This window comes from Exiguobacterium sp. FD-YE-25-4, assembly GCF_057004685.1.
The window spans coordinates 2,552,867-2,574,629 of record NZ_CM168041.1; the positions used below are offsets into that span (position 1 = coordinate 2,552,867).

Here is a 21,763-nt window from a genome sequence, read left to right on the forward strand (position 1 = left end):
CCGCATCGAATGCATGTTGATGCGTGTGAGGAGGAACTAGAATGGATTGGATGACCCAACTACGCGAGGAGATCGGCGCCGATGTCGTCTTCACGGACCCGACGACCCGACTCGCCTATTCATTTGACGCGACGCCGAACTATCAAGCGATGCCAGACGCGATCGTCGCCCCCCGCTCGACCGAGGACGTGCAGGCCGTGTTGCGGCTGTGCCACGAACACCGGATCCCCGTCGTCCCACGCGGATCGGCGACAAATCTTGCCGGCGGCACGACGCCGCTTTCCGGTGGTGTCGTCATGGACTTCCGTCATATGGACAACATTGTCGAGATCGACGAGAAGAATTTGACGGTGACGGTCGAACCGGGCTGCATTACCGCCCATTTGGCACAAGCCGTCGAGGCGAGAGGCCTGTTTTATCCGCCGGACCCGAGCTCGATGAAAATCTCGACGATCGGCGGCAACATCAGTGAGAACTCCGGCGGCTTGCGCGGGCTGAAATACGGGGTCACGGCCGATTATGTGCTCGCGCTCGAAGCGGTGCTCCCGAACGGCGAAGTGCTCCGTACGGGCGGGAAGCTCGCGAAAGACGTCGCCGGTTATGATTTGACCCGTGTCCTCGTCGGCTCGGAAGGGACGCTCGCCGTCATCACGCAAGCGACGCTCAAGCTCATCCCGCTCCCCGAGACGAAACAGACGATGCTCGCCTATTTCGAGGACTTGGACAGCGCGGCCCGGACGGTGAGCCGCATCATCGAGAACCGCATCATCCCGGCGACGCTCGAGTTCATGGACAAGAAGACAATCGAGGTTGTCGAGGCGTATGCGAACATCGGACTGCCGACAGACGTCGGTGCTCTCCTTCTATTAGAACAGGACGGACCGCGTGACGTCGTCCGGCGCGATATCGATGCGATGCACGCTGTTTGTCTCGAGGAAGGGGCCTTGTCGGTCGAAGTGGCCCGGGACGAAGCGCACGCCGAGACGTTGCGCTATGCGCGGCGCATCGCCTTATCCGCCCTGGCCCGCCTCAGCCCGACGACGATTTTAGAGGATGCGACCGTGCCACGGAGCGAGATCGCCGAGATGGTCCTGCGCATCGAAGCGATCGGGCGGGCGTACGATATTCAAATCGCCACGTTCGGCCACGCCGGGGACGGCAACCTGCATCCGACGGTCGCGACCGATGCCCGGAACCACGAAGAGATGGAGCGCGTCGAGGCCGCGTTCGCCGATATTTTCGCCTCCGCGCTCGATCTCGGCGGGACGATCACCGGCGAGCATGGGGTCGGGGCGATGAAAGCCCCGTATCTCGAATGGAAGCTCGGACCGGCCGGGATAGACGTCATGAAAGGCATCAAGCTCGCCTTCGACCCGCACGGCATCATGAACCCGCAGAAGATGTTCGCCAAAGCGGCGAAGAAACGTATCGTCCAAGGAGGCCAATCATGAAGCAAAGAACCGAACTTTCCACCCGCATGACCGAACAACTCGACTATGAAGAGATGCTCGGCTGCATGCGCTGCGGCTTTTGCCTGCCGACGTGCCCGACGTATATCCGCTCGAAAGACGAGTCGGCCTCCCCGCGCGGGCGTATCGCCATCATGAAAGGTGTCGTCGACGGGTTGATCGAACCGGACGAGGGCGTCGAAAAGACGCTCAACGAATGCCTCGGTTGTCTCGCCTGTGAGCCAGCATGCCCGGCCGGGGTGCGCTATAGCGTTCTGCTCGAGGACGCCCGCGCCGCCATCACCGAGCATAAACGCGCGACCGGGCAGATGCCGGTCCGCGAGCGGCTCGTCCGGAAAGTCGTCTTTGACGGGCTGTTCTTAAACAAAGCGAAGATGGAGACGGCAACGGGCTTCCTTCGCTTTTATCAACAGTCCGGCGTCCAGACGCTCACCCATAAACTCCGCATCCTCGACTGGTTCCCAGACCAACTCCAAAAGATGGAGACGATCTTACCGACGGTCCCGGCGAAGACGGAGCGCAGACGTCGTCCCGAGCGGATTCGAGCGACGGGTGCGACGACAGCCCGGGTCGCCTTCTTCAGCGGCTGTCTGATGGACACGATGTTTTATGAGACGAACGCGAACACGATCAAACTGCTCCAAGCGGCAGGGTGTGATATCGTCATCCCGAAAGCGCAGCAGTGCTGCGGGGCACTTCACGGACATGCCGGTGAACAGGCGGGCGCCGTCACGCTCGCCAAACAGAACATCGCGGCGTTCGAGGCCGAGGACGTCGACTACATCATCACGAACGCCGGTGGTTGCGGGGCGTTCCTCGTCGGTTATGATCATCTGTTGAAGCACGACCCGGAATGGGCCGAACGCGCCGAACGATTCACGGCCAAGATCAAAGACTTCGCCTCGATCTTACTCGAGGTCGCCTTCCTTGACCGCGTGCCGCTCACGCTGCCGGCGCAACTCATCACGTACCAAGACTCGTGTCACCTTCGCAACGTGCAAAAAGGGGCACTCGCCCCGCGGGTATTGCTCCAGGCGATTGAAGGGGCCGTCTATATCGAGCAGAAGCACGCCGACCACTGCTGCGGCTCGGCCGGTGTGTACAACATTCTGCAGCCCCATATCGCCAACGACATCCTCGAGATGAAGATGGGGCACGTGAACGCCACGGCAGCACAAACGATCGTGACGTCAAATCCGGGTTGCCACATGCAAATGCAACTCGGGATTCAAGAGCATGGGACTGAATCGATGCGCGCCGTCCACTTGGCGGACCTGCTCGTCGAGGCGATGCCATCCTGACCAATCAAGAGGAACGGCCCGCTTATCCGGGTGCTGTTCCTCTTTTTTTCTCCTTTTATAAAAAAATAGAAATAATAATCCCCGCTTTGTTCGACCTTTAAACGCTTTTTTCAAAAATAATGTTTACAATTCTTCGACAACGGGCATATAAGGTTATGTGAAAATAATTATTGAAAAGGGTGAATGCATGATTGAATTTAAACAAGTGCAAAAAACATTCAAGAACACGACCGTCTTGAAAGAGATGAACCTCACCATCAACAAAGGTGAACTTGTCGTCTTTATCGGCCCATCCGGCTGCGGGAAGACGACATCACTCAAAATGATCAACCGTTTGATCGAGCCGACGGAAGGAACGATCATCGTCAACGGACAGGATACCCGGAAGATGGACCCGATTGAACTGCGTCGCCAGATGGGCTACGTCATTCAACAGACCGGCCTCTTTCCGCATATGACGATTCGTGAAAACATTCAATTGATCGCCAGTCTCGAAGGACACGCCGAGCAAGACATGGATGCGCGCACCGAACACCTCCTCCGCATGGTCGGCCTCGACCCGGACCAATTCATCGATCGCTATCCGAGCGAATTGAGCGGCGGTCAGCAGCAGCGTATCGGTTTCGCCCGTGCCCTCATGAACGACCCGGAAGTCATTTTGATGGATGAACCGTTCAGCGCCCTTGACCCCGTCACTCGAAACGATCTCCAAGAAGAGCTGTTCAATCTTCAAGAAGAAGTGAAAAAGACGATTGTGTTCGTCACCCATGATATGGATGAGGCGATCAAGCTGGCCGATCGCATTTGTATCATGCGCGACGGGGAAATCGTCCAATTCGATACTCCGGAACAAATTCTCCGGAACCCGAAAGACGAATACGTCGAGTCGTTCATCGGGAAGAATCGGATTTGGAACAGCCCTGAATTCATTAAAGCGAAAGACATCATGATCACCGACCCGGTATCGATCAGCGGGAAGCGGACGGTGCTTCAAGCGATTGAAATCATGCGCTCCCGCAAGGTCGACAGCTTGTTGATCACGGACCGTGATCGTGTCCTTCAAGGACTCATCAAATTGAAAGATGTCCACGGCATCCAAGACAAGACGAAGCGGCTCGAGGAAGTCATGAACACGAATTATGCTTTCGTCTCAATCGAGGACTCGCTCCTCGACATTTTAGACGTCATGAACACGAGCGACCAAGGGTATCTCCCGGTCGTCGACGGTTCGATGCTTCACGGTTTGATCACACGCAGCAGTTTGCTTTCCGTCCTCAGTGAGCAATTCATGCAAGAGGAGGAAACTATATGAATGCCATTCAATCGTTTTTCAATTACTTCACGAGCAACACCGACCAAATCGGGACGCTCTTGCTCGAACACTTACAGCTGACGGTCTTTGCCGTCTCGCTCGCGGTCTTACTCGGGGTACCACTCGGGATTCTCATCTTACGGATTCCGCGTCTCGCCAAGCCGATTCTCGGTCTGACGAGCGTCGTCCAAGCCGTACCGAGTTTAGCGCTCCTCGGATTTTTGATCCCATTCATCGGAATCGGATCGACCCCGGCCATCATCATGGTCGTCTTGTACTCGCTCCTCCCGATCGTGAAAAACACGTATACGGGACTATCGAGCATCCCGGGCGATACGCTTGAGTCGGCCAAAGGGATCGGGCTCACCGACCGCCAGATTTTGAGTAAAATCCAGCTTCCGCTCGCACTCCCAATCATCATGGCCGGGATTCGGATCTCGGCGGTCACGGCCGTCGGGCTCATGACGATTTCGGCGTTCGTCGGAGCAGGTGGTCTCGGTTACCTCGTCTTCGCTGGGATTCAGACCGTCGACAACAATCAAATCCTCGCCGGTGCCATCCCGGCCGGACTGCTCGCCTTGTTGATTGACTTCATCGTCAGTCGCATCGAGTATAAAGTAGCCCCGAACGGCATCGTCCTCGCGGATGGACGGATGAAGAAGAAAACACGTCGTTCTGCGAAGAAAGTGACGAAGCCGCTCATCGTCATCGCGACGGCGTTCACGCTTCTCCTCGCCGGTTCGATTTACGCCTTCACCCGTGAAGACGATACGATTGTCGTCGGTTCGAAAAACTTCACCGAGCAATTGATTCTCGGGAACATGGTCGCCGACTTGATTGAGGACAAGACCGACCTCGATGTGAAACGTCAACTGAACCTCGGTGGCACACAGGTCGCTTTCAGCGCCTTGCGCACCGGAGAGATTGACACGTATGTCGAATATACGGGCACATTGTTCGTCGACGTCTTGAAGCAAGAAGTCGAGAACGACCCCGACGTCGTTTACGACAAAGTCGTGAAGCAAGTGAACGAGCGGTTTGATATCCGGACGCTCGACCCGATCGGCTTCAATAACACGTATGCCATCGCCGTCAAACAAGAAGACGTCGACACGTACGACTTAAAGACCGTCTCTGACCTCGCCGCAGTGAGTGACGAGCTCGTCTTCGGTCCGACGATCGAGTTCTCGAACCGGGAAGACGGCTACCTCGGATTGAAAGAGGCGTACCCGTTCAACTTCCAAGACGTGAAACCGGTCGACGGCGGACTGCGCTACACGGCACTCATGAACAATGAGAGTAACGCCATCGACAGCTTCTCGACCGATGGATTGCTCAAGCGTTTCGACTTGACCGTCCTCGAAGACGACAAACAGTTCTTCCCACCGTACTATGCGGTCCCGATCGTCAGCGAAGAGACGCTCGCCGAGCATCCTGAGCTCGCGGACGTATTGAACTTGCTGAGCGGGAAAATCACGGATGAGACGATGCAAGAACTCAACTACCTTGCCGACGTCGAAAAACAACGTCCGGAGAAAGTCGCCCGCGACTTCCTCATCCGAGAAGGATTGATCGAAGAATAAGCACACGAAAGACGACCATCCCGTAGCTAACGGAATGGTCGTCTTTTGGCGTTCCTTGATTCAAACGGCTTTCCCGACCGAGACGCGATTGCGCCCGCTCTGCTTCGCCTGATACAGTGCCCGGTCGGCCGCCTCAATCAAGTCACCTTTCTCGCTACCCGGCGCAGGTGCTTGTTCGGCGACACCGATACTGACACTTACTTTCCGGAGCGGATGATAACCTTCATGCGGGATGTTCAGTTTGAGCACTGCTTGTCGAATGCGTTCAGCAATCTCTTTCGGTTGGCGGGCGTGACGTGGCTTGAGCAGTACCGCGAACTCTTCTCCGCCGTAGCGAGCGGTCATCCCGTCTCCCCCGACCGCCTTGTCGATCGCGTTCGCCACCCGTTCGAGACAAGCGTCTCCGGCCAAATGACCATACGTATCGTTGTACACCTTGAACGCATCGATGTCGAGCAAGAGGAGTGCGAGCACGTCTCCGGTCTCCGCAGCCTCATCCCACATCCGCTCGAATCGTTCATCGAAGGCGCGTCGATTCCAAATACCGGTCAACGCATCATGCAACGAGCGATGGATGAGCGCTTGTTTGCTGCGCTCGAGCCGGAACGTATGCATGAACGTCATCAACAGTAACAACGCGATCCCGACGACGATCACGATCACCCACTTCGCCGAGCTCGAGGCGGTATCACTCCGGATTGACGCCTGTTGAATAATGTTGTCGATATCCTCACGAATCGCCGCATCGACGTCCCTAAATCGATTGATGTAGCCGATGCCACTATAGCGTCGCGCGTTCGCCATTTCAATATCTCCGGCCTCGACGAGCTCAATTTGCGATTCGTGGAACGCTTCCATCTGTCGGATGAGCGGCAACGCCTCTTCTTGAATCAACTCCTGCATGATCGGGTGACGATGATCGAGTTCTCGGATGACGTGAATCGTCTCCGACAACGAGCGCTTCGTCGCTTCATACTGTTCGAGTGACAGGGTGTCTTGATTATATGTATAGCCTCGGACCGACAGCTCTTGATCGAGCAACAACCGGAGCAGCTCTGAGGCGGCGTTCGCAATCGGGATCGCCTCTTCGACGATGCGACGGTTCTCTCGTTCGATATCTTGAAACGCGCTATAGCTCCAGATGCTCGTCAAAAACAGCGCCATCAAAGAAATGAGCAAATATCTTTGTAGTAGTGAGAATTTAGTCTTCACGGCGTCTCTTCCCTTTTTCATGATCGGACCGCCATACGGTCCCTTCCTTTTCTACTATCGGTCGTGACTCGTTTCACCTCAACTATTTTGAATCGATCGCGGCACATTCCACAAAAAAAGAGGATCACTCGGATCCTCTCTGTACGGGTTCGTGCTTATTTTGTTCCGAACAAACGGTCACCCGCGTCACCGAGTCCTGGGACGATGTAACCATGGTCGTTCAACTTCTCGTCAAGTGCGGCGAGATAGATTTCGACGTCTGGGTGTTCAGCTTGAACACGTTCCACACCTTCAGGGGCTGCGCAGAGGCAAGCGAGCTTGATCGACTTGGCACCGTGCTTTTTAAGCGCGGCAATCGCATCAGCGGCCGAACCACCAGTTGCGAGCATCGGGTCGACGACGATGAAGTCACGCTCTGTGACGTCCGTCGGCAACTTGAGATAGTATTCGTGCGGCTCGAGCGTCTCCGGGTCACGGTATAGACCGATGTGACCGACTTTGACGTTCGGCATCATTTTGAGGAAGCCATCCACCATGCCGAGGCCTGCCCGTAAAATTGGGACGATTCCCAATTTCTTGCCGGCGATCATCTTCTGTGTCGATACAGAGACCGGTGTCTCGATTTCTACATCAGTAAGCGGAAGGTCGCGTGTAATTTCGTATGCCATGAGTGACGAGACCTCGTCTACGAGTTCACGGAACTGCTTTGTCCCCGTCTCTACTTTGCGCATAATCGTCATCTTGTGCTGAATCAATGGGTGGTCATAAACGTGTACTTTGCCCATCATGCTTCACTCCTCTCTCAATCTCTCTTGAGCATTGTACCCTAACTTTTCTGAGAAAGGTAGGGTCAACTTCTGTTTTCTAAGAGGTCAGACGAAACCCGAAGGAACGGAATCGATCCCTCGGGCTTCAGGTGACACGTCGATCAGAATTTGAAGAAATTCAGAAAACCGGCCGTCTTGTGTTTCACTTTTCCACACATCTTGCCTTTGGCGACCTGATGGTGTTTTGACGTTTCATGCTTGGCGGCATGTTTTTTAGCATTCTTCTTTGCAAGTTTTTTTGCCTTCTTCTTGTCTTTCTTCTCTTGCTTCAACTCGGCTTTTGTCTTTTGTGTCGACTTCTCTTTTGACGCAGTCTGGTCATTCGTCGACGGAGCCGGTTTCGTCGTTGTCGTTGGCTTAGCGACTGGCGTTGTTGCCGTTTCTGTCGCAGGTTTGGTCGCGGCTGGCTTCGTTGTTGTAGCCGGCTTTGTCGTAGTTGTTTCAGCTGGCTTCGTTGTTGTCGTTTCAGCTGGCTTCGTTGTTGTTGTTTCAGCTGGCTTTGTTGTTGTTGTTTCAGCTGGCTTTGTTGTTGCCGTTGTAGCCGGCTTTGTTGTAGTCGTTTCGGCTGGCTTCGTCGTTGTCGTTGTAGCCGGCTTCGTCGTAGTCGTTTCGGCTGGCTTTGTTGTCGTCGTTGTAGCCGGTTTCGTCGTAGTTGTCGTTTCAGCTGGCTTTGTCGCCGGTGCTACCGCGACTGGCGCTGGTGTCGGCGCCGTGTCTTTCGTACGTGTCACAAGTCCCGCGTTCCAGTTCACGTAAGCATCCGCTTCATGGAAGTGGATGAAACCAGAATCTTTGGCGAGCTTGTGGCTGTCCGCGCTAAGACGTGTCGAAATCGTGAGCGTCTTGACCGAGTGCTTCGCGTCGACCGCTTGTAGTTTCTTGATCATGTTTTGTGACCATGCGTCACTCTTGATCGTGTCGGCGTTGAAGCTCTCCCACATGATGCCGTCGACATATGGCGCCGTCGATGTTTCAAGTGTGTCGAAACCCCAGTTTTGGACCATGGCGATATCCCCATAGCGAGCCCGTGCTTGTTTCAAGAAGTTGACGAGGCCGTCACGTTGTTGCTTGAGCACCGTCGGGTTGTTCAAATGTTCGTTATCGATATCACCGACCGTGTCCATAAACACGCCATCGATGCCTTTGGCGATGACTTGGTTTTGGATTTCCGTAAGGAGTAACCCTTGGAAGTGCGGCGAGGCGATGTTCGTCAAGTACGAATCCCATTCTGAGTAATGGACACGTTGTCCGTTACGCGTAAAGAAGTCACCTGATTGAAGTTTTGACATGAGACCGGTGTTCCATGTCGCGACTTCCATGACGCTAATATAACCGAGCACTTTCGTCCCGCGTGCTTTGATTTGCTCCACTTGTGCTTTCGTGTAGTGGAGCGGCTCAATGATGACGAGATCGTAGTTCTGCATATCTTTTAGAATCGCTGCCGTTGGATGGCCATAATACACTTGATAGTTCTTCACACCGTCGAGTGGGTTCATGGTTTGTGCCCCCGTTTTAGACATGTTCAGACTAACAATTAACAACACTACCGTTAGAGACATAATTAACTTTTTCAATTTCACTACCTATTCCTCTCCTGATGACTGACAAAACGTGGTGACGGACGATGATGGTTGAATGGAGTTGTGTCTCGTTGCTCCCCCTTTTCTTTCTATTCAAATGACGAGAAGGTTAGTGCTGTGTGTTTTATGGATGTATCGGATTCGTGTATGTAATGTTGAACCTTCGCAAAAAAAATTATAGGATAGTTTTTCACGAAAACATAGTGTCAATTTGACAACAAAAAACCGCTTCACGACATGAAAGTGTCATGAAACGGGTAAAACAATAAGTTATTTGGTCATATGTAAGTATTTAGCGTTGACTCTAATTCGAGACGATCAATCAAATAGACTCGTTCCGTCTCGACGTCCATCAATTGAAGGGTGTCTTGCCCTTCCTCCATCCAGACGTCAAACCGTTGTTCGGTCAACTGTTCATAGAGCGCGAGCGTCCCGCATCGTTCCCCGGTCGGCTGTCCACTACTCGGCTTCACGTGGGATAACAATTCAAATAGGTCGCTCGTACTCGGTCCACCGAGATGGGCGATTTTCGTCTCCGTCTCATACGTCGCCAGACGCATCGTCTCTTTTGGCTCCGATACAATCGTCAATTCCCCGGCGCTAGGCCGTTTCACCGTGCCCCACACCTCGATTACGGTCCCGTAACGTTCCGACAACTCGACCGATGCCCGTTCAGTGAAATCACGGATGGGCACATCCGCTAGGACGACCCGCTTCAACAGCCTGCGCTCATTCGCAGTTGATGCAAAAACGGCTTCCGTTGAGTCGATGGCGACATATTCGCCCGTGAAGACGGCCGGTAGCACGGTACGTTCCCATGCTTCTTCCCTCCCCATCTGTAACGTGATTCGATTGTCGGCCAATTGAGTCAAGAAGGCGACCCCATCGTTCTTTCCGCTCTCAAAGACGAACAATCCGGGCTCAATCATTTGCCCTTTTGCTGCCCCATCCTGAAAGACTTGGTACGTGACGTGGAGCGCCCCTCGGTCCGGTGTCTCATACCGGAAGACCGATCCTGGGATGATCGTTTCATGTGCCTTATTGACCGAGAAGGACTGTATCACATTTTCGACGTTCGGTTCAGGAATGAACGACAGCGTATCTCCGACTTCGATTTCAACAGAATTCGCCGTAACGGCAGCCTCGAACGCTGCGATCTTGTCCGTGCGGAAGACCCGTGCGTTTTGCTCGTCACTGTTCAAGCACGAGACGTAGTGCGACTCCCCGCTCCGCCAATATTTGACGGTCTTGCTGCCTAATTCGTCGTAGAAAGGATGACGGAATGTAATGGAGGCCACTTCAGCCCGCCGCATCGGCAACACGTCCGTCGGTTTTTGCTCACAGTAGTTCAATAATCGCGACTTCAGCGCAGACGTCAACGGGATGTCTCGGTCTTGGTGAATCGCATACGTCGACAATGACCGCAAGTTGAGCGCGTTCGTCTCGTTTGCGCCACATCCGCTTAAAAAGATGATGGCACCGATTATCATCCATAAGACGTGTTTCATTCCGCCCCCTCCTTTCACATTTATTTGGGTACTATCACCTAAAATTTTCTTTTTCACTTTATCATACAATAATAATTACTTATATAGTTAGAAGAACAAACAAAAAATGCCACTTGCGTGGCACTTTTTTAGTCGTCATCTCGGTCGTCGTCTTGGTCATCGTCCCGATCGTCATCTTGGTCGTCATCATTTTGATCGTCGTTTTGATCATCTTGATCGTCTTGGTCATCCCGGTCATCGTCACGTTCAATCTCTTTCACTTGCTGTTGAAGGTTCAACTCGAGTTTGACGCGGTCACCGGCTTTTGGCGCCTCGTCGTCAAGCTCGTAGCGGCTCGCGAGTTTGAACGTCTCTGACTTGCCGTCACGCTCGATGGTCACGTCACGGTCCGACAGGCTGACGAACGTGCCGTAGATGTCAAAGTCGTCACTCTCGCGGTCAACTTCCTTCACTTCCTCGTTTTGATTGAATTCCAATTTCACGCGGTCACCGGCTTTCGGTGTGTCGTCATCAATCTCATGACGGGCCGCGAGCGGATACGTCGCTTCCTTGCCGCTGAAGCTGATCGTCACGTCCCGGTCTGATAGGTTGACGAGGGTACCATACAATTCATAATCATCGTCATCGACCGAGCGGACCGGCGTATCACTCGAGGCTGTTCCTTCTGTCGACGCGGCCGCTTCTTGGTTCGCATCGTCTTGTGCGTCATCTGCGGCATCATCCGTCCCACTGTTCACACTGTCGACCGACCGCGGGACGATGACCGTGTCCGTGTTGTCGTTCGCGACATACAACCCGATCCCTGCGACGGCGAGGACTGCCAAGCCGACGCCTAAAATCCATCCGATTAGTTTCATGATGTTTCCTCCTCGTTTCATGTGGTGAACTTGTTCTACATCTTCATCATAGAACGGTGACCTTAGAGCACCACGAGGATTCCATTAGAAAATGATGAGAATCTGCGAAAGGTTTGTCATTTTGCGACGAAAAAGACGCTGCCGTCCGGCGCGTTCGCGTAACTGCCGACCGACCAACCGTTCATGTCGGCCACTTCCTTGGCGATGGCGAGACCGAGTCCGCTGCCGCTCCGGTCCCGCGCCTCATCGAGTCGATAAAAGCGGTCGAACAGACGCGCCCTGGCGTCATCGCTCAGCGTCGTCCCATGGTCACGCACTTCAATCCGATTCGGTGTCATCGTCACGTGCGTATCAGTCGCGTACTTCAAGCTGTTGTCGATGAAGATGACGACGAGCCGTTGCAGCGAATCACGGTGCCCGTACCACGTTCCTGTCGCCTCGATTGGAACCCGGACGCCATGCGAACGCTCGAACCGCTCGATCAATTGTTCGGCGAGCTCGGTTAATTCAATCGCTTCAGCCTCGATTTCTTCAAGTGAGGAGAAGCGGCTCAGTTCAAGCATCGGTTCAATCAAGTCTTCGCGCATTTGCCGGGATTCGGTCAAAATATGGTCGATCGCCTCGTCACGGACGGCCGGGTCGCTTTGTCCCCAGCGCCGGAGCAGTTTGGCGTACCCTTCGATGACCGTGAGCGGCGTCTTCAGTTCATGTGAAACATCGGCGACGAAACGACGCTGTTGCTCCATCGACCCTTCGACCCGTCCAATCATTTGATTGAAGCCAGTCGCAAGTGTCGACACTTCGTCTTGGCTCGTCCCGACATCGATGGTCTCAAGGGTTCCCGATTCCGTGATCCGTTCCATCGTCGTCTCGAGCCGGCGGAGCGGGTCGAGCCCTTGCCTGACGATCCAAAGGCTGCCGATGAACGTCATCGCCACGGCGATCAAAAAGATGATGAGAAAGATCGTGGCGAGCGTCTGGAGCGTCTCACTCACGGCCGCGTCTTGAAACGCGTAGCCGAGCCCGTTCGACGTCGCGATGACGAACCAGTCGTCGACGAGGGCCGGCTCGCCGAAATTGACGGGAAACCGCAATCCTTCCTCGGCCTCTCCGCCGATGATGCCCCAGTCGCCGTTCGCTTGTCGCTCGAGCACGACACTGTCCTCGTGCAACGACAAGACGGCCTGGCGATTCCGCTCGTCCTCCTCGAGCAAGCTGAGCGCCTGGCGCAAGACGTCATAGCGGGCGTCGACAATCTGTTGACGCGAGACGAGCCAGGCGACACCGAACGAGGTGATCAGGAGGAACAACATGAACCCTGCCATCGCCAAGGCAATCTTCGTCCGTAGCTTCACCTTATTCACCACGCTTCAGCATATAGCCGACGCCTCGGACCGTCTGAATCCAAGAGCCTCCGAGTTTCTTGCGGACATAGCGGACGTACACATCGACGACGTTCGTGTCCCCGTAATAGTCAAAGCCCCAGACGTGTTCGACGAGTTGGTCGCGCGTGAGCACGCGTTCCGAATGTTCGAGCAGATAGACGAGCAAATCGAACTCTCTCCGGGTCAGGTCGACTTTTTGCCCCTCGCAGATTACTTCGTGACGATTGACGTCGACGGTCAGCCCTTCATAAGATAAGACCCGTTCACTCGTATCGACTTGGACGTGTTGCCGCATCCGTAAGAACGCCCGGATCCGTGCGAGCAACTCTTCCATCTCGAACGGTTTCGTGATGTAATCATCGGCCCCGAGGTCGAGCCCGCTCACTTTGTCGTAACGGTCCCCACGTGCCGTCACCATCAATACCGGGAGAAGCGGCTGCTCTTCTTTGACGCGGCGAACGACTTCAAGTCCGCTCATCTGCGGCAGCATGACATCGAGCAACATGAGGTCAATCCCTCCAGTCAGTGCCCGGTCGAGCCCGGCCCGCCCGTCATGAGCGACCTCGACTTGATAACCGGCATGCATAAGTTCAAGTTCGAGTAATCTGGCAATTTTAGCATCGTCTTCAACGACGAGAATCGTAGGCATTTCATTCATCCTTTCTTAAAAAAAACGCCGAGCAGTCCGCCCGACGCATCATTCTAAGTGTTCCCGGATTCCTCAGTCAAAAAACGGACGAACTGCTTCTGGAATCGCTTGTTCGATGCGCAATTCGAGTGAATCGCCCATCCGGTCAAACGTCGTTTCAATCCCTTCCGCCTGAAACGCCAAATCAGTCCCGACTTGAGCGATTTGGTCGAGCCAAGCGTTACCGGTCAAGGTGAATAATAGGAACCCGGCGACCCCTGCCGCCATGAGTGTCAATGCGAGCGCACCGACGGCCACTCTTCGAATCATTCTTCCAATCTTTCCTCTGCTAGTTGAGCGCATATGTCCCTCTCCCTTGTCTATTTTCTTTCTTTACTGTACGGGAGCGAGCTGAGAAAGAGCGGTGAAACAGATTAGAATTTGATGAGAAAAAGAGGCCACAGCACGCTGCGACCTCATTCTTCCTCGAGCACCGATTTGGCGATCGGCGCCCAATACGTTCCATCCATGGCAGCGACTTCGGCGAGCGTCGTCCGGTACATGTCGTCCCCGGCCTTCTTCTCGGCGATGCCTTTCATCCATAAGACGTCCGCTTTATACCCTGATTCGGGATACGTCTCGACATAGGCGGCATAGTCTTGGATCTCCGCTTCACCGAGCTTGTTGTCGACGAGCAAGCGATAAAATCCGACCGCCTGTTCTTGACCGGCTTTCGCCTTGCCGACGAGGAGCGCATCGGCTTCCTCGTATCGTTTGTCCGAGACGAGTGTCTCGACTTTAGCGAGCGGGATGACGGACGGTGCCTCAGGCGACTCGGTCGTCTCGTCCTCGGTTTGGAGCGCCTCGTTCGCTTTTTCAAGCCGGGCAACTTCTTTCTCGAGTTCTTCTAACCGTTTCGCGAGTGCCTCCTCTTCCGTCACCGTCACGACCCGCTCGTCGGAAGCGGACGGCGTCACTGGGGGTGGCGCCGGGTCCGGCCAAAAGATGAGCGCGACCAGCCCGAGCCCGACGACGAGCGGCAGGCCGAGCCATGTCTTGTCCCACTTGAACGCGTTCTTCCAATCTGACAAGTCCGCATGACCGATGACGGCCGGCGAGAACGAACGAAAGCGGCGCTTGGCCGCCTTCTTTCCGTTCGCTTTCACTTCGAGCGCGAGCCCGAGCCGATGAAACGCCGCCGGCACTTTCATCCCGAGAAGCGGTACGATCCGTTCACTTGCCTCGATATAATAGCCATGATTGAGCAGCGTCGTGACGACCTCGAACTCGTTCGCGACGAGGCGAAACGTCGGGTCGTGCTCCCCTTTTCGGACGAGCCATTCGGTCATATCGATGAGCGGTAGTTCCGCGAGTTCCCGATCTGCGAGTGTCCGTACGTCCATTCGTCAGCCTCGTTCAGGATAGAGCGGGAACTTCGCCGTCAACGCGCGCACGGCTTCGTGCGCTTCGGTGAGCACCGCCTCATCTTCATGATTCGTCAAGACGCGTCCGATCAAGCGAGCGACTTCACGCATATCGTCTTCTTTCAATCCACGTGTCGTCATCGCTGCCGTCCCGAGTCGAATCCCGCTCGTCACGAACGGTGAGGCCGGATCAAATGGGATCGTGTTCTTGTTGACGGTGATGCCGGCCGCGTCGAGCGCATGCTCGGCCGCTTTCCCGGTGATATCGATGCCACGGAGGTCGACGAGGAGAAGGTGGTTATCCGTGCCGCCCGATACGATACGGAGTCCCTCTTCTTCTAATCCTTGCGCGAGCACTTGTGCGTTCTTGATGACTTGTGCCTGATAATCTTTGAACTCAGGTTGAAGCGCTTCTCCGAACGCCACTGCCTTCGCAGCGATGACGTGCATGAGCGGACCGCCTTGAATCCCTGGGAAGATCGACTTGTCGATCGCCTTGGCGAACTCCTCTTTACAGAGGATCATGCCGCCGCGTGGACCGCGGAGCGTCTTGTGTGTCGTCGTCGTCACGAAGTGCGCGTGCTCGACCGGGTTCGGATGAAGCCCGGCCGCGACGAGACCGGCGATGTGCGCCATGTCGACCATGAGGTAAGCATCGACGCTATCGGCGATCTCACGGAACTTGGCGAAGTCGATTGTCCGCGGGTAAGCCGAGGCACCAGCGACGATGAGTTTTGGTTTATGTTCTTTCGCGAGGGCTGCGACAACGTCATAATCGATGTGTTCTGTCTCTTTGTCCACACCGTATTCGACGAAATTGTATTGAACGCCAGAGAAGTTGACCGGACTTCCGTGCGTCAAATGGCCACCGTGCGACAAGTTCATGCCGAGCACCGTGTCACCGGCTTCAAGGACTGTAAAGTAAACGGCCATGTTCGCTTGGGCACCCGAATGCGGCTGCACGTTGGCATGTTCTGCACCGAACAGCTCTTTCGCACGGTCGCGGGCCAAGTTCTCGGCCACGTCGACGAACTCACAACCACCGTAGTAGCGACGGCCTGGATAACCTTCCGCGTACTTGTTCGTGAGCACGCCACCTTGCGCTTCCATGACTGCTTCTGAGACAAAATTCTCCGAGGCAATGAGTTCGATGTTCTCGCGTTGGCGACCGAGCTCGTGTTGCATCGCTTCAAACAATTCCGCATCCTGTACTTTCAACTTCGTCGTGTTTACCATGTTGAAACCCCCTCTGAATGTCTAAAAATCAACACCCCCATCGTAACATATGCTTCTTTTTTTGGGTATCGTCTAATCAGAGGTCAAGTTGGGTATCATAATGAAGAAGACGATCAGAGGAGGATGTTTATGATTGAGACAAAACAGATCACGATTACCCCGTTTGAACGCGAGCGGACGGTTCGGATTTATACACCTGCGGATTACGACACGACGGACAAACGTTATCCCGTGCTCTATATGCATGACGGCCAGAACGTGTTCGCCGACGAGGACGCGAGCTATAAGATGAGTTGGCGCGCCGGCGAGTATGTGGACGCCTCGAAACGCGACTTGATTATCGTCGGCATCGACAGTGCCCCCGGCGAGATGCGACTCGACGAATACGGACCGTGGGAAAACCCATACATCGGTGAGAGCCTGCTCGGTCAAGATGTGACGCTCGGCGGCCAAGGGTCAGCCTACATCGAATACATCGCCCAAGAGTTAAAACCGATGATTGATGCGAACTATCGGACGAATCCGGACGAGACGGCGATGATGGGCAGCTCGATGGGCGGCTTGATCTCGATTTACGCCGCATGTGTCTATCCCGACATCTTCAAACGCGTCGCCTCGTTATCATCGGCGTTCTGGTTCAATCAGACCGAGCTCGAGCAATTGATCGAGTCGAGCGATTTGAGCGGTGTCGAACGTCTATATATGGACGTCGGTCGGAAAGAAGTCGAACAACCGTCAGCGGACGGTCCGACGAACGAGATGTATCTCGAGTCGAGCGAACGTGTCTATGCGCTCCTCCGCGACAAAGTCGACCACATCCGCTTCGAGGTCATCGAGGAAGGCGTGCATAACGAGCTCGCTTGGCGTGAACGGTTCCCGATGGTCCTTTCCTACTTGTTCAGTGAAGAGTTATAACATACAAAAAAAGCCGGTCCTCGCGACCGGCTTTCGTTTATTTCGCTGGATAGTGGGCCCGGGGGCCGCCAATCAGTTTCGGCCGCGTGACGGCGAACGTGACATACGCCTCACCGAGCTGCTTCGCTGATAAGCGGACCGGGATCGCGACCGGTTTCAAATGCATACCGATCAGCGTCGACCCGATGTCGATCCCTGCATCCGCTTGAATCGATTCGACGACGCAAGGCGTATCGAAGCTTTCGTACGCTTTCTCCGCCATCGCCCCGCCCGCTGCACGCACAGGGACGACCGTCACTTCTGTCAAACCGAACTGTTTCTGCGTCCGTCGTTCGACCGTGAGCGCCCGATTAATATGTTCACAGCCTTGAAAGGCGAGATGGACGCCGGTCTTGTCGCGAAACGTCAGAAACGCTTCGATGAAGTCCGACGCCACATCAATCGAGCCCGCTTTCCCAATCGTCTTACCGACGACCTCGCTCGTCGAACAACCGATGACGAGAATCTTGTCCTCATCTAACGGAAACCGTTCGTGCAACTCCGTCAATAAGTTCAAAAGCTCCGCCTTCATCGTCGTCACTTCGTTTCGTAAGCGCTCATCTTATCGACACGGTTCGAGTGGCGTCCGCCCTCGAAATCTGTATCGAGCCATGTCGCCACTAAATCGAGTGCAAGACCCGGTCCGATGACGCGTTCGCCCATCGTCATGATGTTCGAGTCGTTGTGTTGACGTGTCGCTTTCGCGCTGAACGAGTCATGGACGAGTGCCGCCCGGATGCCTTTCACTTTGTTGGCGGCAATGCCGATCCCGATCCCTGTCCCGCAAATCAAGATGCCACGGTCGAACTCACCAGCCGCGACGGCTTCAGCGACCGGAATCGCCACGTCTGGATAATCGATTGACTCGGCCGAGTGTGTCCCGAAGTCCTTATACTCGTGACCAAGCTCTTCCAATAGTCCGATGATGTCTTTCTTCAAGTTAAATCCGCCATGATCGGCGCCAATTGCGATTTTCATTCGTTCATTCCCCCGTCTTCTTTGGTAGGCGTCTCGGTGGTTTTGTCACCTTTGACCCGTCATTCGTCAATTTTAGCACAAGTCGATTCACGAGTGGTTCGAGTTCGTTTCGGACTTGGCGGTAGACGTTCATCGACCCTCCGAACGGGTCATTGATGTCGCGCTCGAGTCCGGTGACGAACTCGTATAACGTGAACGTGCGGTCGGCCAAATCCGGGTACGTGTCCCGAATCTGTTCACGATGCGCCCGTGTCATCGTCAAGATGACGTCCGCCCAACGTCCGAGGACGTCGTCGAATGTCTGGGTCACGTGATCGAGCTCAATTCCTCGTTCACGCAACACTTGGAGTGCATTTTCTGAGGCGTCGAACCCTTGCATCGTCCGCAGCCCGGCCGAACGAATATCGAACTCGTCCCCCGTCACTTTCGAGCGGAGCAGGGCCATCGCCATCGGGCTTCGGCATGTGTTCCCACTACATATGAATAATACGCGTTTCATTGACATCGCGTGATCCTCCTCTATGTCCTTAAGCCTCTTCCTGTGGACGGATGACTTTACCGCCTGCCGCCTTGTAGAGGCGGTTATATACGGCAAGAGCGACTCCCGTCGGTTCAATCCGATTCACGTAAATCTCTTCTACATCCGTCTCATCAAACTTTCGCAACGCCTCATACAAACGCTGGGCCGCTGTCTCCATCGAAATACCGAGGGAGAGAGTGACGTCCGCCGGGGTCGTCGCTTCATCGAATACGAGTGCGCCAACTCGCTTGCCCGTCGCCTGTCGTGTCGTGATGACACGGACGAGGTCATCGCGTCCTCCTTCGACTAAATAAAGAGGGGCGCTCGGGGCGTAATGGGTGTACTTCATTCCTGGTGATCGTGGCGCAGCTGCTTCATCGCTCAAGTTGGCATCGAGAATGACCGGGCCGATGACCGCCTCAATCGCTTCTTTCGTCACGCCGCCCGGACGTAAAATCATCGCCGGCTCCGTCGTGCAGTCGATCACGGTCGATTCGACACCGATGCCTGTCGGTCCCCCATCCATAATACCCGCGATCCGGCCAGTCAAATCATCTGCCACGTGCCGGGCTGACGTCGGTGATGGACGTCCAGAACGGTTCGCGCTCGGTGCCGCCAGTCCAAGACCGGACGTACGAATCAATTCCAGCGCGGCCGGATGATTCGGCATTCTGAGTCCGATCGAATCAAGACCAGCCGTCACGAACGAAGACGCTCGGCCGTTCGACGGTAAGATGATGGTCAAGGCACCAGGCCAAAACGCTTCCATCAAGCGTCTGGCGACCGGCGGGATGGTTTGCGCGAAATGCTCGGCCTGTTCGACCGAGGCCACGTGGACGATGAGCGGGTTGTCCGACGGTCTTCCTTTCGCCTCGAAAATCTTTTTGATGGCGACGTCGTTCGTCGCGTCTCCGGCGAGTCCGTAGACGGTCTCCGTCGGCATGGCGATCACCTCGCCCGCCTGCAAGAGACGTACCCCTTCCTCAACTTCTGTCGGCTTGATCCATTTCGTTTCCATGCGCAATCCCTTCCCTCACGGCGTAGACGATTCGGTCTTTGCCGTTTATATCTTTTAAAATACCCGTTTCTGCTTCAGGATAACGTTCGGACAGGTACGATTTCACAACTTGTCCTTGATTATACCCGATTTCAAATGCAATCAATTGCCAATCGGCACACAAGACGCGCATCGAGTCGGCGATAATCTTCCGATAAAAATCGAGCCCGTCTGCTCCTCCGAACAAGGCGAGGTGCGGCTCATAGCCTGCGACCGTCTCATCGAGCAGTTCGTCGGCCTCGATATAGGGCGGATTTGAGACGAGCACACGAATCGAGTCGTCGGCAATCGGGGCGAGGCAATCACCTTCATGGAAGGACACGTCCGCCCCGAGCGCTGTTGCGTTCCGCTTGGCGACAGCAATCGCTTCCCGGGAAATATCGACCGTCTGGACGCGGACACCGAGTTCGAGACTTAGCGTGACGGCGATGGCCCCGCTGCCGGTCCCGATATCGACGATGTCATCATCGGCCACGTCGGTCACGTGCTCAACGACCCATTCGATCAACTCTTCCGTTTCCGGGCGCGGAATCAAGACGTCCCGATTGACCTCGAACATCCGCCCGTAAAACGGGGCGTGACCAATCAAATGCTGGACCGGCTCGCCTGCGAGCAGGCGCTCGAATCCTGTTCGGAATTTAGATTCCTCATCATCTGTCAATTCGTCGGATAAACGGATGAGCAGTCCCGTCCGGTCGACGTCAAGGACGTGCATGAGCCACCACTCCGCGGTCGAGGCATCGCGCCCCGCGTCAAGAAGTTCCCGCTCCGCTTGCTTCAATCTCGCGGCGATTCGCATCAGTCCACGTCCTCCATGAGACGGGCCTGCTCGTCCATGACGAGGGCATCGATGATATCCTCGAGTTCCCCAGCGAGGACGCGGTCGAGCTTTTGAAGCGTGAGTCCGATGCGGTGATCGGTCACGCGGCTCTGTGGGAAGTTATACGTCCGAATCCGCTCCGAGCGGTCCCCTGTCCCGACGGCAGACTTGCGCTGCGCTGACAGTTCTTCGAGGTGTTCGCTCTGCATCTTGTCATAGAGCCGAGCCCGGAGCACTTTGAGTGCTTTGTCTTTATTCTTATGTTGCGACTTCTCATCCTGACATGAGACGACGAGTCCCGAGGGAATGTGCGTCAACCGCACGGCCGATTGGGTCGTGTTGACCGACTGGCCCCCTGGTCCGGAGGACGTGAACGTGTCGACACGGACGTCTTTCATATCGATATGCACTTCGACGTCTTCGGCTTCCGGCAATACCGCGACGGTCGCCGTCGATGTATGGATGCGTCCGCCCGACTCGGTCGATGGGACGCGTTGAACCCGATGCGCCCCATTCTCGAACTTCAATTTCGAGTAGGCGCCGGTCCCGTTGATTAGGAACGTCACTTCTTTGAAGCCGCCGAGTTCTGTATAGTTGGCGTCGATCAATTCGGTCTTCCAGTTCTGCCGCTCGGCGAAACGCGTGTACATCTTGTACAGGTCGACTGCGAACAGTGCCGCTTCGTCCCCACCGGCCGCTCCGCGAATCTCGACGATGACGTTCTTGTCGTCGTTCGGGTCTTTCGGCAACAGCAAGACGCGAAGTTTCGCCTCGAGCGCCTTCACTTCCGGCTCGAGGAGCGCCATCTCTTCTTTGGCGAGCTCCCGCATGTCGGCATCGAGTGTGCGGTCTTCAAGCATGAGTTTCGCTTCTTTATACGCCGTGCTCGTTTCTTTATAGTGGCGATATGCCTGTACCGTCTCCTCGAGTTGGGACTGTTCTTTTGAATACTGTCGTAATTTATTCGCATCGCTGAGCACTTCAGGGTCAGCGAGCATCTCATTTAATTGCATATAGCGTTCTTCTAATACGCTCAAACGGTCAAACATGATGATCCGTCCTTTCTCCGTCAAATCGAACTGTCTTCATTATAGCAAAAAACGAACCGCCGA

General features: G+C 55.1%; 21 protein-coding genes. 5 read left to right on the plus strand and 16 right to left on the minus strand.

Annotated features, from left to right (window positions below):
• Positions 1-50 precede the first annotated feature (50 nt).
• From AC13H5_RS13055 to AC13H5_RS13070, 4 genes are all read left to right on the plus strand, one after another.
• A complete protein-coding gene (locus tag AC13H5_RS13055) occupies positions 51-1,451 on the plus strand; it encodes an FAD-binding oxidoreductase (protein ID WP_483546563.1) in 1,401 nt (466 codons plus the stop codon).
• Positions 1,448-2,770, plus strand: coding sequence for a (Fe-S)-binding protein (locus AC13H5_RS13060; protein ID WP_483545983.1), 1,323 nt, complete (start codon positions 1,448-1,450; stop codon positions 2,768-2,770). The genes AC13H5_RS13055 and AC13H5_RS13060 overlap by 4 nt, the downstream gene beginning before the upstream one ends.
• Before the next feature lie 187 nt (positions 2,771-2,957).
• A complete protein-coding gene (locus tag AC13H5_RS13065; RefSeq protein ID WP_483545984.1) occupies positions 2,958-4,082 on the plus strand; it encodes an ABC transporter ATP-binding protein in 1,125 nt (374 codons plus the stop codon).
• Entirely contained in the window at positions 4,079-5,665 is a 1,587-nt protein-coding gene (locus tag AC13H5_RS13070; protein WP_483545985.1) for an ABC transporter permease/substrate-binding protein, read from the plus strand. The genes AC13H5_RS13065 and AC13H5_RS13070 overlap by 4 nt, the downstream gene beginning before the upstream one ends.
• 60 nt (positions 5,666-5,725) lie before the next feature.
• On the opposite strand, the gene AC13H5_RS13075 is transcribed toward AC13H5_RS13070, so the two are convergent.
• The 10 genes from AC13H5_RS13075 to glyA all read right to left on the minus strand — a co-directional run bounded on the left by AC13H5_RS13075 (position 5,726) and on the right by glyA (position 16,322).
• Positions 5,726-6,877, minus strand: a complete 1,152-nt coding sequence (locus AC13H5_RS13075; RefSeq protein ID WP_483545986.1) for a GGDEF domain-containing protein — start codon at positions 6,875-6,877, stop codon at positions 5,726-5,728.
• Positions 6,878-7,032: 155 nt separating this feature from the next.
• Positions 7,033-7,662: a uracil phosphoribosyltransferase gene (gene upp / locus AC13H5_RS13080; protein WP_021066126.1), complete on the minus strand. Its 630-nt coding sequence runs from the start codon at positions 7,660-7,662 to the stop codon at positions 7,033-7,035.
• A gap of 143 nt (positions 7,663-7,805) precedes the next feature.
• Positions 7,806-9,200 carry a glycoside hydrolase family 191 protein gene (locus AC13H5_RS13085; protein ID WP_483545987.1) on the minus strand — a complete coding sequence of 465 codons (1,395 nt, stop codon included), beginning with the start codon at positions 9,198-9,200 and terminating at the stop codon, positions 7,806-7,808.
• Positions 9,201-9,562: 362 nt separating this feature from the next.
• On the minus strand, positions 9,563-10,792 hold the full coding sequence (locus AC13H5_RS13090) for a hypothetical protein (RefSeq protein ID WP_483545988.1): 1,230 nt from the start codon (positions 10,790-10,792) through the stop codon (positions 9,563-9,565).
• 128 nt (positions 10,793-10,920) lie between these two features.
• Positions 10,921-11,649, minus strand: coding sequence for a hypothetical protein (locus AC13H5_RS13095; RefSeq protein ID WP_483545989.1), 729 nt, complete (start codon positions 11,647-11,649; stop codon positions 10,921-10,923).
• A gap of 116 nt (positions 11,650-11,765) precedes the next feature.
• Positions 11,766-13,004, minus strand: a complete 1,239-nt coding sequence (locus tag AC13H5_RS13100; RefSeq protein ID WP_483545990.1) for a sensor histidine kinase — start codon at positions 13,002-13,004, stop codon at positions 11,766-11,768.
• 1 nt (position 13,005) lies between these two features.
• A complete protein-coding gene (locus AC13H5_RS13105) occupies positions 13,006-13,683 on the minus strand; it encodes a response regulator transcription factor (RefSeq protein ID WP_138858777.1) in 678 nt (225 codons plus the stop codon).
• Between the two features lie 72 nt (positions 13,684-13,755).
• Entirely contained in the window at positions 13,756-13,992 is a 237-nt protein-coding gene (locus AC13H5_RS13110; protein ID WP_034779230.1) for a hypothetical protein, read from the minus strand.
• 146 nt (positions 13,993-14,138) lie between these two features.
• The gene (locus AC13H5_RS13115; RefSeq protein WP_483545991.1) at positions 14,139-15,065 is read right to left on the minus strand and encodes a hypothetical protein; all 927 of its coding nucleotides are present in this window, start codon (positions 15,063-15,065) and stop codon (positions 14,139-14,141) included.
• Positions 15,066-15,068: 3 nt separating this feature from the next.
• On the minus strand, positions 15,069-16,322 hold the full coding sequence (gene glyA, locus AC13H5_RS13120; protein ID WP_214796696.1) for a serine hydroxymethyltransferase: 1,254 nt from the start codon (positions 16,320-16,322) through the stop codon (positions 15,069-15,071).
• A gap of 129 nt (positions 16,323-16,451) precedes the next feature.
• On the opposite strand from glyA, the gene AC13H5_RS13125 reads away from it, so the two are divergent.
• Positions 16,452-17,237 (plus strand): alpha/beta hydrolase, encoded by a 786-nt coding sequence (locus AC13H5_RS13125; RefSeq protein ID WP_214708450.1) that lies wholly within the window; start codon positions 16,452-16,454, stop codon positions 17,235-17,237.
• Between the two features lie 37 nt (positions 17,238-17,274).
• Here AC13H5_RS13125 and AC13H5_RS13130 read toward each other — a convergent pair whose 3' ends face one another.
• Genes AC13H5_RS13130 through prfA form a run of 6 tightly spaced genes read right to left on the minus strand, consistent with a single transcriptional unit; the run spans position 17,275 to position 21,700 of the window.
• Entirely contained in the window at positions 17,275-17,817 is a 543-nt protein-coding gene (locus tag AC13H5_RS13130; protein WP_152567762.1) for a TIGR01440 family protein, read from the minus strand.
• Entirely contained in the window at positions 17,814-18,254 is a 441-nt protein-coding gene (gene rpiB / locus AC13H5_RS13135) for a ribose 5-phosphate isomerase B (RefSeq protein ID WP_021066115.1), read from the minus strand. The genes AC13H5_RS13130 and rpiB overlap by 4 nt, the downstream gene beginning before the upstream one ends.
• Before the next feature lie 4 nt (positions 18,255-18,258).
• Positions 18,259-18,759, minus strand: a complete 501-nt coding sequence (locus AC13H5_RS13140) for a low molecular weight protein arginine phosphatase (RefSeq protein WP_034779240.1) — start codon at positions 18,757-18,759, stop codon at positions 18,259-18,261.
• Between the two features lie 22 nt (positions 18,760-18,781).
• Positions 18,782-19,792 (minus strand): L-threonylcarbamoyladenylate synthase, encoded by a 1,011-nt coding sequence (locus tag AC13H5_RS13145; RefSeq protein ID WP_138858770.1) that lies wholly within the window; start codon positions 19,790-19,792, stop codon positions 18,782-18,784.
• The gene (gene prmC, locus AC13H5_RS13150) at positions 19,758-20,630 is read right to left on the minus strand and encodes a peptide chain release factor N(5)-glutamine methyltransferase (RefSeq protein WP_483545992.1); all 873 of its coding nucleotides are present in this window, start codon (positions 20,628-20,630) and stop codon (positions 19,758-19,760) included. The genes AC13H5_RS13145 and prmC overlap by 35 nt, the downstream gene beginning before the upstream one ends.
• The gene (prfA, locus tag AC13H5_RS13155) at positions 20,630-21,700 is read right to left on the minus strand and encodes a peptide chain release factor 1 (RefSeq protein ID WP_034780138.1); all 1,071 of its coding nucleotides are present in this window, start codon (positions 21,698-21,700) and stop codon (positions 20,630-20,632) included. Before prfA ends, prmC begins: the two co-directional genes overlap by 1 nt.
• Positions 21,701-21,763: the final 63 nt, after the last annotated feature.